Annotated in this window: 12 protein-coding genes and 1 pseudogene; 7 read left to right on the top strand and 6 right to left on the bottom strand. The window is 51.4% G+C overall.

What is annotated here, in order from left to right:
- Window positions 1-260 precede the first annotated feature (260 nt).
- Window positions 261-1,982, top strand: coding sequence for an NAD-dependent DNA ligase LigB (gene ligB, locus ACNT1W_RS01795; RefSeq protein ID WP_259191882.1), 1,722 nt, complete (start codon window positions 261-263; stop codon window positions 1,980-1,982).
- Here the strand turns inward: ligB and ACNT1W_RS01790 are convergent.
- Window positions 1,972-3,543: an MFS transporter gene (locus ACNT1W_RS01790; protein ID WP_419246338.1), complete on the bottom strand. Its 1,572-nt coding sequence runs from the start codon at window positions 3,541-3,543 to the stop codon at window positions 1,972-1,974. The genes ligB and ACNT1W_RS01790 overlap by 11 nt on opposite strands.
- 116 nt (window positions 3,544-3,659) lie before the next feature.
- Here ACNT1W_RS01790 and ACNT1W_RS01785 point away from each other — a divergent pair, with 116 nt between their 5' ends.
- Complete coding sequence (locus ACNT1W_RS01785) at window positions 3,660-4,553, top strand: LysR family transcriptional regulator (protein ID WP_419246337.1); 894 nt, start codon at window positions 3,660-3,662, stop codon at window positions 4,551-4,553.
- Window positions 4,554-4,560: 7 nt separating this feature from the next.
- Here the strand turns inward: ACNT1W_RS01785 and ACNT1W_RS01780 are convergent, their stop codons facing one another.
- Window positions 4,561-5,178 carry a trimeric intracellular cation channel family protein gene (locus ACNT1W_RS01780; RefSeq protein WP_017894457.1) on the bottom strand — a complete coding sequence of 206 codons (618 nt, stop codon included), beginning with the start codon at window positions 5,176-5,178 and terminating at the stop codon, window positions 4,561-4,563.
- Window positions 5,179-5,460: 282 nt separating this feature from the next.
- On the opposite strand from ACNT1W_RS01780, the gene ACNT1W_RS01775 reads away from it, so the two are divergent.
- A complete protein-coding gene (locus ACNT1W_RS01775; RefSeq protein WP_259191880.1) occupies window positions 5,461-5,895 on the top strand; it encodes a DUF3574 domain-containing protein in 435 nt (144 codons plus the stop codon).
- 37 nt (window positions 5,896-5,932) lie between these two features.
- Here the strand turns inward: ACNT1W_RS01775 and ACNT1W_RS01770 are convergent, their stop codons facing one another.
- On the bottom strand, window positions 5,933-7,117 hold the full coding sequence (locus ACNT1W_RS01770; RefSeq protein WP_012147531.1) for a NupC/NupG family nucleoside CNT transporter: 1,185 nt from the start codon (window positions 7,115-7,117) through the stop codon (window positions 5,933-5,935).
- 360 nt (window positions 7,118-7,477) lie between these two features.
- Here ACNT1W_RS01770 and ACNT1W_RS01765 point away from each other — a divergent pair, with 360 nt between their 5' ends.
- The 4 genes from ACNT1W_RS01765 (at window position 7,478) to ACNT1W_RS01750 (ending at window position 12,153) form a co-directional block, all read left to right on the top strand.
- Window positions 7,478-7,873 carry a hypothetical protein gene (locus ACNT1W_RS01765; RefSeq protein WP_026142598.1) on the top strand — a complete coding sequence of 132 codons (396 nt, stop codon included), beginning with the start codon at window positions 7,478-7,480 and terminating at the stop codon, window positions 7,871-7,873.
- A 651-nt stretch (window positions 7,874-8,524) separates the two neighbouring features.
- Complete coding sequence (locus ACNT1W_RS01760) at window positions 8,525-10,063, top strand: class I adenylate-forming enzyme family protein (RefSeq protein ID WP_419246336.1); 1,539 nt, start codon at window positions 8,525-8,527, stop codon at window positions 10,061-10,063.
- An 11-nt stretch (window positions 10,064-10,074) separates the two neighbouring features.
- Window positions 10,075-10,965: an SDR family NAD(P)-dependent oxidoreductase gene (locus ACNT1W_RS01755; RefSeq protein ID WP_012147528.1), complete on the top strand. Its 891-nt coding sequence runs from the start codon at window positions 10,075-10,077 to the stop codon at window positions 10,963-10,965.
- Window positions 10,966-10,974: 9 nt separating this feature from the next.
- Window positions 10,975-12,153, top strand: coding sequence for an acetyl-CoA C-acyltransferase (locus ACNT1W_RS01750; protein WP_012147527.1), 1,179 nt, complete (start codon window positions 10,975-10,977; stop codon window positions 12,151-12,153).
- Here ACNT1W_RS01750 and ACNT1W_RS01745 read toward each other — a convergent pair.
- The 3 genes and pseudogenes from ACNT1W_RS01745 to ACNT1W_RS01735 form a co-directional block, all read right to left on the bottom strand.
- Window positions 12,147-12,325: pseudogene (locus tag ACNT1W_RS01745) on the bottom strand (integrase core domain-containing protein); the annotation flags it as partial. The gene ACNT1W_RS01750 and the pseudogene ACNT1W_RS01745 overlap by 7 nt on opposite strands.
- Before the next feature lie 14 nt (window positions 12,326-12,339).
- Complete coding sequence (locus ACNT1W_RS01740) at window positions 12,340-13,353, bottom strand: LysR family transcriptional regulator (protein ID WP_419246335.1); 1,014 nt, start codon at window positions 13,351-13,353, stop codon at window positions 12,340-12,342.
- Between the two features lie 122 nt (window positions 13,354-13,475).
- On the bottom strand, window positions 13,476-15,275 hold the full coding sequence (locus ACNT1W_RS01735) for an SMP-30/gluconolactonase/LRE family protein (RefSeq protein ID WP_419246334.1): 1,800 nt from the start codon (window positions 15,273-15,275) through the stop codon (window positions 13,476-13,478).
- Window positions 15,276-15,407 lie beyond the last annotated feature (132 nt).

The raw sequence follows: 15,407 nt of genomic DNA, 5'->3' as shown, positions 1-15,407 counted from the left end.
ATATGCCAATAACAGCGGATGTGTATTTTCTCCGCACAGTATACACGGCTAACGAGCCGGATGCAGCGTTAGCTCGCATTTTGCCCGCCGCTTTGTGCTGAAAAAACCTCAAACTGGCGAGTTTGCGCAGCGTATCGCTAAGTTTTGGCAGTTTTCTGCAACGCGATCTGTTTTTCTCGAGCCGTTTTGCATAACGACTCATTGGCCATTGCCGTGCCTTCACTTCCCGGATTTACTGCCGGTTATCAGGGAGGTGCTCAATGCATAAGGGTGTCATGGGGATCGGGATGATCCTGCTGGGTTGTTTGGCGTTTAGTGGGTCGCTATGGGCGGAGACTTGCCCGACATGGCGACCTGAGCGGCTGCAACTGGAGATAACCACGTTAAAAAACCAGCTTGAGCGCTGGGATGTGGCTTATTACCAACAGGGAAACAGTTTAATTGAGGATGAAGTGTACGACAGCCTGCGGAAAAAGCTGCGGCTGTGGCTAGGTTGCGCCGGGCTGGCACCGGCAGATGAACCTGTTCCGCTTTTACCGGCGGGCAAGGTGTCGCACCCGGTTGCGCATACCGGATTACGTAAATTGCCGGATACGGCTGCTGTGGCCCAATGGCTACATGGCCGTAGCGATCTTTGGGTGCAACCCAAGGTGGACGGCGTGGCCATTACGCTGGTTTATCGTGACGGAGAACTGGTGGCGGCCATCAGTCGGGGAAATGGGCTAAAGGGGGAGAATTGGCTGGAAAAAGTACGTGCGATACCGGCAGTACCCGCCAGTATCAAGGGGTCTCCACAGACGCTGACTCTGCAAGGTGAGCTGTTCCTGATGGTGAACGGTCATCAACAGAAAATCAGCGGCGGCATCAATGCCCGGGCGAGGGTTGCCGGTGCATTAATGAAAAAGCAGCTTTCGCCGCTATTGCAACAGATTGGCCTGTTTGTCTGGGCTTGGCCGGACGGTCCTCAGGCCATGCCGCAGCGTTTGCAGCAGCTTGCCGCAATGGGATTCCCCTTGGCCCAGGCTTACTCGCAACCGGTGAAATCATTGGCGGAAGTGCAGCAATGGCGGGAGCACTGGTACCAGGCGGCCTTGCCTTTTGTTACCGATGGTGTGGTGATTCATCAGGCGCGTTCACCGCAGGGACGGTATTGGCAAGCGAAGCCCGGCGATTGGGCCGTGGCCTGGAAATATCCGCCTGTGCAGCAGGTTACGCAGGTCAATGGGGTCGATTTCAATGTGGGCCGTACCGGGAAAATCGCCGTGGTACTGAGGCTGGAGCCTGTCAGACTGGACGACAAATGGGTGGCACGGGTTAATCTCGGTTCGCTGTCACGTTGGCGACAGTGGGCGGTTGCGCCAGGAGATCAAGTGGCGATCAGCCTGAAGGGGCACGGTATTCCACATCTGAATAAAGTGGTCTGGCGGGTAAAAGAAAGGTCAGTACCCAGTGCGCCATCCGCAGAAGATTATCATCCGTTGAGTTGCTTTAGCTGGCGGCCGGATTGTCGTCAGCAATTTCTTGCCCGGCTGGCATGGCTAAGTGGCCGACAGGGGTTAAATCTGCACGGCGTCAGTGAATCCACCTGGCAGGCATTAATCGATCAGGGGTTGGTACGGCATCTGTTGGACTGGCTGATGCTGACGCCGGAACAGTTGATGTCTGCCTCTGGTATTGGTGATAAGCGAGGGCAGAGTATTTACCGGCAATTTCAGTTGGCACGGCAGCAGCCATTCGCCCGCTGGTTAATTGCTTTAGGTGCGCCGCTGTCCCCACAGCAAGCGGTGACGTTGAAAAACTGGCATCAGGCCCAGCAATTGCCAACCGAGGCGTGGCGGACAATGGCCGGTATTGGTACCAAAAGGGCGCGGCAGGTTGTCGATTTTCTTCAACACCCGCCACTGCTGGCCCTGGTCAGCACGCTGGCATCCCAGCAAATAACCGGTTTTGCAGAACCCATTAATGCGGTATTTACTCCGTAGGTTTCTCAACAAGCGAGTTTACGGTTGTCGTCAAAGTGTTGGCGATCGGCGGAGGCAAGGCATGGCGCAGGAAAATAAAAACGACGCCTGCTGAAATCGCTGTCATTAGCGCCAGAATATACAGCAGGTTATGAAATGCGGCTTCGTAGCTCTGCTTCAACGTTGCAGTATCGATATTCAGCAGTGCAGCCGCTTGCGGTAGGTCACCCATTGCCAGCCGATGGGCACCAGCGGCTGCGTTAGTCAGCGCGGTGCCCGGTAGGTGCTGTTCAACCAAAGTGGCCAACAATGCGCCCACCACGGCGAGTGCGATGCCTTCGCCCGCCACCCGAATGGTGCTAAAAATACCCGTAGCCATGCCTGCGCGATCCTTCGGTACCACGCTGACCGCCAGGCCATCCATTAATCCCCAGGGCAGGCTGATGCCACAGCCAATGGTCAACAGCGGCAAGATAAGCAGCAGGAACGGCTGGCCAGGCGAATATTGCGCCAGCCATAGCAGGCCGAAGGCGCAGATCAGCAGGCCCAGGCTGGAAATGACGCCGGCGGAAAACCGGTGAGCCAACATGCCGGCCAACATCGGCAGTACCAGCATTGGCGCTGAGAGTGTGAACATAATGATACCCGCCTCCAGGGTGCCGTAACCTTCGATGCCAATAAAGCGCAGCGGGAGTAAAACCAGCAGTACCACATAGGAATAGGCCGGGGCAGCCGCCAAAAACTGCACGCCAATAAAGCGTGGATAACGGAATAAAGACAGATCAAGCATTGGCCTGCGCACGCGATTCTCTATCAGGATAAAGGCAACCATAAAAAGCAGCGCGCCGCTGAACAGGGCGATGACTTCGCGGCTGCCCCAACCGCTGTCGGGGGCCTGCAATACGGCATAGGTCAACAACGTCAGAGCCAGCGTAAAAGTGGTCGCGCCGGGCCAGTCAAGTTTGGCCGCTGAAGGATCGCGCGACTCATGCATATAACGCATTCCGGTGAACAAGGCGATGGCACTGAGCAGCGACACGCTGATAAAAATTGAGTGCCAGCCAAAATGCTGCCCCAGAAACCCTGCCAGCAGCGGGCCAAATGCCAGACCGATGCCAAAGGTGGTGCCCAGCAGGCTGAAGGCCTTGGCGCGTTCTGCGCCATCGAATACCTGAGCCAGGCCGGCGGTTCCCCCGGCAAACGCCGCTGCGGCGGCAATACCCTGCAACGCACGGATCAAATCAAAGGAGATGATGTCCTGCACCATCAGCATAGCCAGTGAGCTTAGGGTCATCACCATCAGGCCGCTGATGAACACGCGTTTACGGCCAAAGCGATCGGCGAGCGCACCGGCAATCATCAGGCTGCAGCCAAAGGTCAGCATAAAGGCATTAGTGACCCAACTGAGGGCGATGACACTGCCACCCAAACTGGTGGCGATAGCGGGTAGAGAGACTGCCGGGCCAGTAAAGTTAATCGGCATGATCAATCCGGCGAGGCAGACTGAGAACAGGGTAACCCAACGCTGTGGGTGCTCAGACAGGGCTGGGGGAAGGGTTGGCAGACGTAAAGGGGTGGTCATGATTGACTCCAGCGAAAGTATTGTTGGCTGGATTGGATGATAAAGAGGATTTAATTGGCCAAAAATGGGGCTTTACTCCACTCTTTAAGGACAATAACTCTCTAATTGGAGCGCAGATGGACAGTCTCAGCGGCTTATTGGCTTTTGTGCGCGCTGCCGAGCTACACAGTTTTGTCGCCGCAGGTGAACGGCTGGGTATATCTGCTTCCGCCGTAGGGAAAAGCGTAGCCAGGCTGGAGGAATCATTGGGTGTCAGGCTGTTTAACCGCAGCACCCGGCGCATCAATTTAACCGAGGAAGGCGCACTGTTTTTTGAACGTTGCCAACGCATCGTCAGCGAAATTGAAAATGCAGAAGCCGAAATGGCGAGGATCTCTGATGCGCCGCGCGGCAAGCTACGCGTGAGCATGCCGGCTATTGGCTATCGAATGTTGGTCCCGCTGCTGGCTGATTTCAGTGAGCTTTATCCCGAGGTTGAGCTGGATGTGGATTTTAATGACCGGATGGTGGATCTGATCGCCGAAGGTATTGACGTGGCGGTGCGCAGCGGTGATCTGGCGGACTCCAGGCTGATGGCTCGGCGGCTGGGGCCGTTCCGGTTGATACTGGCGGGAGCGCCGGAGTATTTCCAGCGGCGGGGCATGCCGCAGGTACCGGAAGATTTACTCAGCCATGCCTGCTTACGCTATCGCTATCCAGGGGGGCAGCAACTGCAGGAGTGGACATTGTTTGCTGATGGGGAACCGGTTTCCCTTCGAGTCCCGGTGACGCTGAGTTGCAACAGTATCGAAGCGTTGATCCACGCCACCCAAGAAGGGTTGGGTATCGCCTACCTGCCGGATTTTACGCTGTGTCAGGCTGTTAACGCCGGACGGCTGACGGCGGTGTTGGATCAATACACGCAGGATCAGGGCTTTTTCTCTGCCCTGTGGCCGTCAAGCCGCCATATGCTGCCAAAGGTGAGGGTCTTTGTAGACTACCTGGCGCAGCATATGTTGCCCTTGAGATGAACCATTATTAATGATCCGGGTGCTGGTAATTAAATACCGGCAGGCCCAGACGAAAGCGCAGGGCGAGCAAGCGGGCGCTGAGGCCGACGACCAGCGTGATGATCACCACCATGTTATGCGGCAGGCTGAAGTGTTGCAGGCCGATATACAACCAGGCGGCGCCAAAGGAGATACCGGCATAGATTTCCTTCTGGAAAACCAGCGGAATGCGGTTGCAGAGCATATCGCGCAGTACGCCGCCGAACACGCCAGTGATCACGGCGGCAATCGCAGCGATGATGGCGCCATGGCCCATATCCAGCGCGACCTGCGCACCGATGATTGAAAACACAATCAGGCCAACGGCATCCAAAACCAGGAACAGGCGGCGCAGGTGACGCATCAGGGGGGCCAGCCAGGTAGTGACAATCGCGGCAATGGCGACGATAACGATATATTCAGGATGTTTGACCCACCCCAATGGAAAATGCCCGAGCAGCATATCGCGTACCGAACCGCCACCGATCGCGGTGGCCGAAGCGATAATAATTACGCCAAACATATCCATCTGGCGACGGCCTGCGGCCAGTGCGCCAGTCATGGCTTCGGCAGTGATGCCAATGATATAAAGAATGCTCAGTAACATAAGGTATTCACAGGGTGGGCGGGAATGGGTGTAATGGTGGAAGGGTAATCGCCGACGGGATATATCGCTACTGAGTTTTTCTAACCGGTGACGCTTCGGATTACTTTAATTAATCCATTGGTGGTTTTTTTAACTTGTTTATTGCCTTTTCTAGTCTTTTATTGCTAATCGATGCATTAGAAATTCAGTGTTAGTTTCTATGGCTGACTATATTTATTGCAGTAGGTCTGAGGCGGCTGGTCGACAACGGATAATGGCATTCACTAAGGAACATAAAGATAAATGAAAAATACTCTCCTGCTGGCGACGGCTTTAACCGCTGCCTTGCTGACTAGCGGTTGTGTTGCTCCGGTTCCAAACACCGCGCAGCAAAAGACGGCGACTTGCTCCGTAGGCGATCCCATGACGCAAACCACGCTGTATTTTGGTCTGAATCGCCCGACGGGACCGGTGATTAGCGCAGCAGAGTGGCAGAGTTTTGTGGATCGGCAAGTGACGCCGCGCTTTAAAGATGGGCTGTCGGTATTTGATGCCAAAGGGCAGTGGCTGGGTAATGACGGCAAGCTGGCACGTGAGAACAGCAAAGCGCTGATGCTGATCCATGCACTGGGCAAGGAAAGTGAAACCAATATCGAGGCGCTGCGTAGCAGTTATAAGCAACAGTTTGCCCAGGATTCTGTGATGCGGGTTGATACCCCTGTCTGTGTCGCGTTCTGAGGAAGTCCCGGCCCGCAGGCCGGGATATGAGTTTGGCTTATAGCACCAGCCCGGCGATTGCCGCCGACAGCAGGCTAACCAGCGTTGAGCCGTAGACCAGCTTCAGGCCAAAACGAGAAACCACGTTGCCCTGTCGTTCGTTAAGCCCTTTGATTGCCCCGGCCACGATGCCGATAGAGGCAAAGTTGGCGAAGGACACCAGGAATACCGACAGGATGCCCAGGCCGCGTGGTGTTAGCTCCGCCGCAATTTTCTTCAATTCAATCATTGCCACAAATTCATTGGCTACCAGCTTGGTCGCCATGATGCTGCCGGCTCGCAGCGCATCCGGTGCCGGGATGCCGATTAACCAGGCCAACGGATAGAATACGTAGCCCAGGATCTGCTGGAAGCTGATACCGAACACGGCGGAGAACAGGGCGTTTACCGCAGAAATCAGCGCAATAAAGCCGATCAGCATGGCAGCGATAATCATCGCAATTTTGAAGCCCGCCAAAATGTACTCGCCCAGCATTTCAAAGAAGCTCTGATCTTCATGCAGCTTGCTCAGCTTCAGCTCAGGTTCATCGTCCAACTGATAGGGGTTGATGATCGACAAAATGATAAAGGTGCTGAACATATTCAGGATCAACGCAGCGACTACGTATTGCGCATCTATCATCGACATATAGGCGCCAACGATGGACATGGAGACTGTCGACATGGCGGTTGCCGCCATGGTGTACATGCGGCGCGGAGAGATATCACCAATGATGCCCTTGTAGGCGATGAAGTTTTCCGATTGTCCGAGCACCAGCGTGCTGACGGCGTTGAACGACTCCAGCTTGCCCATGCCGTTAACTTTGGAAAGCAGGGTACCGACCACACGAATAACCAGCGGCAGAATGCGGAAATGCTGCAAAATACCGATTAGCGCGGAAATAAAGATAATCGGGCACAAAACCCCAAGGAAGATGAACGCCAACCCGTCTTTGCTCATGCCGCCAAACACAAAGTCGGAGCCTTGCGCAGCGTATGTCAGCAGCGTTTCAAAGAAGCCGGCGACGTGTCTGATGACGCTAAGGCCACTTTCTGAATGCAGGAAGAAATAGGCGAGTGCGCCTTCAATGACCAAAAGTTGAATAATATAACGCAGGCGGATTTTTTTGCGGTCGTTGCTGACCAGCAGCGCCAGGGCGATGATCACCACCAGGGCAAAAATAAATTGCAGAATTTGCGGCATAAAGGGTCCGTACGGCTTGCGGGCATGAAAAAACACATTTAGCCACAGCTTGGCCCACCTTTCATTACCTTAGGTGATAATTGGAATAAAATACTATCAGTCAGCGAGATAAGTTACCCATTGGCATCCGTGCCTGCTCGGTCGCAGTTTTTCATAAACCCACGCCGTTCCGTATCCGATGTGATTTTTGCGTTATGGCGCTCAAAGGTTCTCCTCTTCTATGGTTGTTGCATAACGGCTTGGAACCCAATGCGCAGAATGCACAACGGGTTGCGCTAATAGATTGGTTTATTGAGGAGTAACCAGGAAGATACTCTGACATTTTGTCGTAGAAGATCACTCAGGATGAGGATACAGATGATGAACACCAGCACCTTATTGCGGGCTTTGGCAAATGGCGTTAATCCCGATACCGGCGAGTTATTGAAACCTGCCTCAATGGCCAGTTCGCCGGAAGCGATACGCCTTTTGTTCGCTCTGGCCGAGGAGTTTCAGAGTGAAACTGAACGCCAGAAAAAGACCAAGCTAACGCCGGAGGAACGGCGACAGAAGAATATTTTTGAGGGGCGGCCGGCAAAATCTTATTTCCCGTGGGATGAAGAAGAGAAGCAGCGGTTGCAGGAAAGCCACGCAGCCGGCATGACGCTGGAGATAATGAGCAGCGAATTTGAACGCTCAACCTGGGGCATTGCCGTTCAACTGCAGAAAATGGGCTTGATTACCGAAGAGCAGGCTGCTGGTTTACCCAGAGCATAGCCGTAAAAAAGCCCGCTGACGCGGGCTCAGACTACTGACAAACTCCGTTATTAGGGAGAGCGTGCCGAAGGGGTCGTAGCGGCTTGCCCGCCGACCAATTTGCCGGGAGCAAATTGGAACGACTTTGTCGGCCCGCAGGGTGGGACACATGGACGTGTCCCATAATGGCCCCTCGGTGCGCTAGGCCCGGGTATCTCGGGTTCAAAGACCACTTTGTCATCAAACTCAGCCCGCTGATGCGGGCTTAAACGAATGAAAGAACATAGCACTCGACATTCTGGATTTGTTGTTTTTCTTTTTTATTTAATTGTTTTTTTATTGTAATTATCCACATTTGGCACGCTATTTATTACATGCGTTATTGTCATCAGTAGGAAATTGATTTTATTGTTTTTTTATAAAAAATAAATAGTTATTAACCGAAGGAGATGTTGATCACAAATAATCACATTGAAAATTAAAATCGTCTATTTTTACGGATGATTTCCCTCTGTGATTATATGTGTAAATCGCAATGTTATTGTTTTTTAAGTAATTAATGTGTTTTTGTTTTTATGGTTTCATTTTTGAAACGACTGGTTTCATTGCGGTGGCTAGTCAAAATTTAAATGCATGTCGATAGTGAGTGAATTGATAATGAGGATTCTTTTCATGGAAACAATTCATCTTGGTAAAAGTAATTTTTCATCTATATCTGAGTTGATCTCGATTCATGCTATCGAACGTGCTGACACTGTCGCTTTACGGTACAGGGATACAGTTGTTACTTATAAAGAATTGCAGCGTTATTCTGAACAGATCTTGGCAGCGATACAGTATAATGATATCCCCCCGCGCACGGCTATTGCTATTGCTTCGTCCAATCCATTGCTATCCACTTTGGCCCTTCTCGGCGTTATTAGTGCCGGTTGTGTCGCTGTACCTGTCGCTTTATCGTCGTCTCCCGAACAAATAGCATCGGTAATTGCAGATGCATGTATTCCTTTGGTCTTTTTGGATAGCGAGTTTCTTGAGGGTTTGCCATCGATTGGTGCCAGGGTCGCTAATCTTGACGAATTCGATAGCTGGTTAGCACCTGAGGGGTTTGCTGCCACGCATGTTGAGCTGTCGCCGGCAGACCCCTTTAACATTATCTATTCATCAGGGACCACTGGTACGCCAAAGGGAATTATCCATACGCATGGTATGCGTTGGAGTCAAATAGCGGCATATGGGCAGATTGTTCCGCAATGTGACTCTGCCGTCACTTTGATCGCCACGCCGATCTATTCCAATACGACAATAGTCAGTTTGTTGCCGTCGCTTGCCTACGGAGGGACTGCAGTGCTGATGGGTAAATTCGATGCTTATGAGTATTTAGTCGAAGCGCAGAACTCACGGGCTACCCACACCTTGATGGTCCCTGTGCAGTACCAACGTATTATGGCTTTAACAAAATTCGACGATTTTGATCTTAGTAGTTTCATTTTTAAATCATGCACGGGCGCACCTTTTTCTCCCGAGTTGAAGGCCGATGTAATCCGTCGCTGGCCAGGAGCCTTGCTCGAAATTTACGGGATGACAGAAGGAGGGGGGACCTGTGTTCTCAGGGCAAATGAATGTCCTGAGAAACTCCACACGGTAGGTCAGCCTGTGCCTGGCTGTGAAATTCGCTTGATTGATGCACAAGGGAATGAAGTCAATTCTGGCGAGATCGGTGAGATCGTGGGGCGCTCAAATATGATGATGACTGGTTATCATGGGCGCCCGGACACGACCCGTGAAGCCACCTGGATTGATGCTAATGGCAATAGATATATACGGCACGGGGACCTTGGGCGTTTCGATGAAGAGGGTTTTTTGACACTCCTTGGGCGCATTAAAGACATGATCATTAGCGGTGGTTTTAATATATATCCATCAGATATAGAAGCAGTTTTGCGGTTACATCCTTCCATTGCAGATTGCGCGGTTATAGGTATTCCCTCGGTTACCTGGGGGGAAACTCCCTTCGCCTTCTACGTCCCCAAAAACGACTCGCTCAGCCCTAACGAAGTCATCACTTGGGTTAATCAGCGTATGGGTAAGACACAGCGTTTATCCGACGCACAGGCCATTGCTCAATTGCCACTTAGCGCTACGGGAAAAGTACTGAAACGTGAACTGCGCGTGCTCTTTCTGACCGAACACCCTACCCCATTTGCATTATAAGGAACTGAATTATGAAACCCGACCTGCAGGATCGTGTTGCGATTATTACCGGAGCCGGAGGCGGGCTTGGCCGAGCACACGCACATCTGCTAGCCCGTTATGGTGCGAAAGTTGTGATCAATGATATCGGGCTGGGTGCCGACAAGGTTGCCGAAGAAATCAACTCATCGGGAGGGGATGCCATTAGTTTCCAAGCCTCTGTGACTGATGAAGAGAAAATAAAGGCCATGGTCACGGAAACTATAGAACGGTGGGGAAGGGTCGATATTCTGGTCAACAATGCAGGCAACCTGCGTGACAAGACTTTTGCCAAAATGACGCTAGATGATTTTCGCTCTGTGTTGGACGTACATCTAATGGGGGCAGTGATTTGCACCAAGGCCGTATGGGAGCATATGCATCGCCAAAAGTATGGGCGCATCGTGTTCACGACGTCCTCTTCTGGTCTTTATGGCAATTTCGGGCAGGCCAATTATGCAGCGGCGAAAATGGGGCTGGTGGGGCTGATGCAAACACTGGCACTCGAAGGAGCCAAGAGTAACATTTTGGTGAATTGTTTGGCGCCGACTGCAGCGACCGCTATGAGCGATGGGCTTTTGATGCCGCAAGCAAAGCGTGTATTACAACCTGAAGCAGTGAGTCCGGCACTGTTGCCGCTGGTTTCGCAGTGTGCTCCTACCAGGGCTATTGTTTGCGCTGGTGCGGGTAATTTTGCGCGCGCCTACATAACGTTGACCGGTGGACGCTTTTTGGGCAACGACGCACATACCATCAATCGTATTTTCGCCGACTGGCAAGTGATCGGCGATCGCGAATCAGAGCAAGTTCCTGAGTCTGCCACTGCGCAGGTTCATCAAGAACTCATCGCTGCTTTCCGTTCAGAATCCGAAAATAACCAGTGAGAATCTACTATGCGTGATGCCGTTATTGTTTCTACAGCCCGAACTCCGATTGGCAAAGCCTATCGTGGCGCTTTCAATGCCACCCCATCTGCAACACTGGCTGGGCATGCAATTAAGCATGCTGTCGAGCGAGCAGGAATTTTAGGTAGTGAAGTGGATGATGTGTTACTCGGTTCAGCCTTGCAGCAAGGTGTGCAAGGTTTGAACATTGGCCGCCTGGCTGCATTGCGGGCCGGGTTGCCCACGTCAGTTTCAGGTATGTCGTTGGATCGCCAGTGCGCCTCGGGTCTTATGGCTGTTGCCACGGCTGCCAAACAAATCATTGTCGATGGTATGAGCATTGCCGTTGCGGGAGGTGTGGAATCCATCTCGATGGTGCAGACTGACCGGATACGCATTGAGCCGGATATGGAGCTTTTCGCGCTGTATCCAGCTGCATATATGCAAATGGTGGATACGGCTGACATAGTGGCAAAGCGCTATGAGATCAGCCGGGAAGCCTGTGACGAATACTCGCTGCGCTCCCAGCAACGAACGGCAGCAGCACAATTAGAAGGGCTGTTCGACAAGGAAATTGTTCCTATGCGTTCTTTGATGGCCTACAACGATCAGGAAACCGGCGTATTGGCTTATAAAGAGGTATTGCTGGAGCGTGACGAAGGCAATCGCCCACAAAGTACCCTTGAGGATTTGCAGGCTCTCTATTCCGTCAAAGGACCTGGCAAAAATGTTACCGCCGGCAACGCCAGTCAACTCTCCGATGGTGCCTCAGCGCTAGTGCTGATGGAAGCCAAAGAGGCCGAACGAAGGGGCCTGCAGCCGTTAGGTCGCTATGTAGGTATGGCCGTAGCGGGTGTTGATCCGGACGAGATGGGAATTGGCCCAGTGGCGGCGGTGCCTAAATTGCTGCATAGCAATGGTCTAAAGATTGATGATATCGGATTATGGGAGCTCAATGAGGCATTTGCAGTACAAGTACTCTATTGTCGAGACCGACTGGGCATTCCGGACGACAGGCTGAACGTGAACGGCGGCGCAATTGCAATCGGGCACCCCTACGGCATGTCCGGCGCCCGTATGACAGGCCATGCGCTGATAGAAGGAAAGCGTAGAGGCGAACGCTACGCCGTAGTGACGATGTGTATCGGTGGGGGAATGGGGGCAGCGGGTTTATTCGAAATCTATTGAGAGCAGCGCTTCAGTTGTTTAACTCTCAAATTTCCGTTTCGCCATCCTGCTGCAAATTCCGAAGGTAATTGATAATTCAACGAAGAATGGGGCCGACATTCGTTATAGGCCTGCCCCATTCATTAATAATTTCTCTTGCATGAACAACATCACAGAACCAGTATTCATTAAGGTTTTAATCACTCGTCAGGAGTCATTCCTGGTTTGGAAGTTTATAGGCGGGAAAAGGACGAGGTTCTGTTTCGGAAAGAGTTTATCGGCCTGGGGTTGCCACTCTTTTGTAAGGCGCTTAACGACTTCCTCAATGAAATCTAGAAATACTTTTAACTTGGGTATTGATGCCAGCCGATCGAGATATAAAGCATAAAGTTGCGGCGACTCGCTTATTTCATAATCGGGTAAGATACGAACTAACTCTCCTGAGAGTAGTCCTGGCAGTGCCCAAATACCGGTAATGGGTGCAATGACGCGGCCATGTTTCACCAGTTCGAGGATTTGCGAATGATCGGTCGATAAAAATCTACGGTATGTCGGTAACGTAAAGCGTTCCTGGCCCCGAGATATTTCAAGCCTGGGCACATAAGCAGGCAAAGGGCCTGGCTCAATCGCCGCTGCGTCGAGGTAGAAATTACCGATGATGGCATGATCTTCGAGATCGTCTGGAGAGGTTGGTATTCCGTTGGCTTGTACGTATTCTCGACTTGCTACCAGGATGTTTTTTACCTCTGCGATTTTTCGAGCAGTCAAACGAGAATCCGACAACCATCCGCAATGGAGAACGACATCGAGAATGTTAGATTCTGGGAGTAATCTTTCCCCCACTCGTACACGAACATCAATCTCTGGATAGTTAGCCAGAAACTCGGGTAAGTTGGGAGTGAGGAGCGTTTTAGCGACATCACTGGTACAGCCTATGCGCAATATACCGGCCGGACTACTCCTGTAGGTTGCAATCTCAGCGTCAGCGTCTTCCATTTCTTCTCGTATGCGAATACAACGTGCGTGTAAAACACTCCCCACTTCGGTGAGTGTTATCCGCCGTGTAGTTCGTTCGACTAGTCTGACGTTGTAGAGGGACTCCAAACGAGATACTGCCCGGCTTACCGTTACTTTAGACTCACCCAGTGCACGCGCTGCGCCAGAAATAGATCCCCGATCACCGACCATTGCAAATATTTTGAAAGCATCGCTTTTCTCCATTTTTTATCCTCTGGCTGTAACATTCTCATTAATTAAGAAATTCGAGTGCTATTTAACATTAAACCAATAAAAGCGAAGGCTCGGATTAATGTTCTAATGCGATGACCCGTTTTTGTTGGCCACTATCGTTTAGGCATCGACGTAATATCAAGGACAGCAATACCGTCAGCCTCAACAGAGGCCATATACAGCCGACCATTTGTTTCCACCACTCCTGTGGCTGCGAAGAAGTTATCCGCGCTGCCTTGCATATCGGCTAACACTTCGCCAGCATCATTAAAGGCCATAGCCCACACTGTTCGAGCCGTTTTAGGCAGCATAAATTTTGGAAGGCGCCAAATGAGCTTACGAAGGAAACCCGGCATGGTTCCCATGCTGTCCAGGCGTTTATTGCGTGGCGTAACCATGGCCACCCAAAAATAACCATTTTGCATGCGCGAAATGTTGTCAGGGAAACCCGGCAGATTATCTGCAAAGATCTCCAGACACCCAGCCTTCGGGCCTTTCACCCAGAGCCTGCGTAAGCGGTAGGCATCTGTTTCTGCAAAAATGACAGATCTCTCCGAACTATCTAAAGTGATGCCATTAGGGAAATGCAGACCGTCCAATAGCACATGAACCTGTCCATTCGTATCACGTCGCAGAAGCTGCCCTGACCCCCTGTGTTCAATCATTGCCCCTTGGTAATGCTCGAAATCATAGCGATTCGTCGATTGAGTAAACCAAATTGTTCCATCAGTGCTCGCGGTGGCATTCGAGCAGAACCGTAATGGGAGGCCATGAACTCGTTCTACCAATGTTTCTATATGGCCGTCTAATCTGACCTTAAGCAAACCGCGGTGGGCATCACAAACCAAGAGAGAGCCGCATTTCAGCCATTCAAGACCCAGCGGTCTACCGGCCGTATCCGCTATAATGGTTTCGTTCTCAGTTTCAGGATCATACCGATAAATTTTTCCGCCTTTTCCTCCGTAATAAATGTTGCCTGCCATATCAGAGATAACGTCTTCTGGCCTTTTAACTGCACTTTTTAGTAGTCCACGCATTTTGAATGGAGTCGTACCTGTGGGTTGATAAGTACGCTCAGGGGGATGAGAAAGAACGCGTCGTACAGGTTCTAATCGAGGTTTCGCACCAGGTTTGAGTTGCGGTATTGTTGTCCGCCCGTCAACCCGATTGATCAACGTGTTAGCGACCGAATAAGCGTGTATTACAGAACAATGATATGCAATTTCACTATTGAGGCTGGCTACCTGAGCCAGAGCTGACAGCAATCCGGCATTATCATTCGCACCTATGACAATTGATGCATGGTACTGATACTCGGGTGCCACGTTATGAGCAGCACTGGGTGCATTCCACAAAGCCTTAAACCATGGCACAAAGACCTGGCTGCGGATTTCAATGACATTGGCATTGAGGCCGAGTTGATGAGCAAGGCCGTTATGAATAAAGCGCTTGAAATCGCTTAGAGAGCCATTCTCCCTTCGACGAATCAAAACAACGCATCGAGCATAAATATTTTTATAGTCGCCGGTTTTAACAACCCTTCCTCCACCTAATGTCGTCATGTTTAAAGTTGTGCGACAGAAGGCATTCTCTTTGTCTTTAAAAATACGTCGATTAGAGCGAATGCTCAGGGGGAGTTTAATGATAGAGTCTAAAATTATTTCAGAAACGCCATCGATCCGTTTATCGGTTGGAATAATCGTTACCACTTCAGGTGTTAAGGGCCATAAACCCGCTACATCATCGTTGAAGTGATGCTGATTATAATCACGGATGAATCCATTGCGAGAGACCAGATCGGCATGGGGCCCTCCCCAATAAGCAAAACACGCATCTCTTGCAAGATCCGTTCGAAGCCAATTAAGGGTCGTAATGCCCAGAAACTTCTTCTGATTTAAAATTCGCTTACTCATATTGAGTCCTCTTTTCGCCCACTAAGGTCCCGTGTGTGGCTGTCAAGGTTTCTGCTATTCAACGGCATACACAGTTCTACAGGGCACTGCTTGGCCAGGCGCATAGTTCTGGATAGGTGTTCAGCAACCTAT

Origin of the sequence: Serratia sp. NFX21 (genome assembly GCF_048517035.1) — a bacterium.
GTDB classification, from domain to species: domain Bacteria; phylum Pseudomonadota; class Gammaproteobacteria; order Enterobacterales; family Enterobacteriaceae; genus Serratia; species Serratia quinivorans.
The sequence above is the reverse complement of the archived record's forward strand: the minus strand, read 5'-3'. Positions and strand labels throughout refer to the sequence as shown.

Bases quoted from the DNA above. Each gene is read 5' to 3' on its own strand.
- ACNT1W_RS01770 (WP_012147531.1), bottom strand. From the start codon at position 7,117: ATGCCGCAAATTCTGCAATTTATTTTTGCCCTGGTGGTGATCATCGCC.
- ACNT1W_RS01755 (WP_012147528.1), top strand. From the start codon at position 10,075: ATGAAACCCGACCTGCAGGATCGTGTTGCGATTATTACCGGAGCCGGA.
- ACNT1W_RS01785 (WP_419246337.1), top strand. From the start codon at position 3,660: ATGGACAGTCTCAGCGGCTTATTGGCTTTTGTGCGCGCTGCCGAGCTA.
- ACNT1W_RS01790 (WP_419246338.1), bottom strand. From the start codon at position 3,543: ATGACCACCCCTTTACGTCTGCCAACCCTTCCCCCAGCCCTGTCTGAG.
- ACNT1W_RS01780 (WP_017894457.1), bottom strand. From the start codon at position 5,178: ATGTTACTGAGCATTCTTTATATCATTGGCATCACTGCCGAAGCCATG.
- ACNT1W_RS01765 (WP_026142598.1), top strand. From the start codon at position 7,478: ATGAACACCAGCACCTTATTGCGGGCTTTGGCAAATGGCGTTAATCCC.
- ligB (WP_259191882.1), top strand. From the start codon at position 261: ATGCATAAGGGTGTCATGGGGATCGGGATGATCCTGCTGGGTTGTTTG.
- ACNT1W_RS01735 (WP_419246334.1), bottom strand. From the start codon at position 15,275: ATGAGTAAGCGAATTTTAAATCAGAAGAAGTTTCTGGGCATTACGACC.
- ACNT1W_RS01760 (WP_419246336.1), top strand. From the start codon at position 8,525: ATGGAAACAATTCATCTTGGTAAAAGTAATTTTTCATCTATATCTGAG.
- ACNT1W_RS01775 (WP_259191880.1), top strand. From the start codon at position 5,461: ATGAAAAATACTCTCCTGCTGGCGACGGCTTTAACCGCTGCCTTGCTG.
- ACNT1W_RS01740 (WP_419246335.1), bottom strand. From the start codon at position 13,353: ATGGAGAAAAGCGATGCTTTCAAAATATTTGCAATGGTCGGTGATCGG.
- ACNT1W_RS01750 (WP_012147527.1), top strand. From the start codon at position 10,975: ATGCGTGATGCCGTTATTGTTTCTACAGCCCGAACTCCGATTGGCAAA.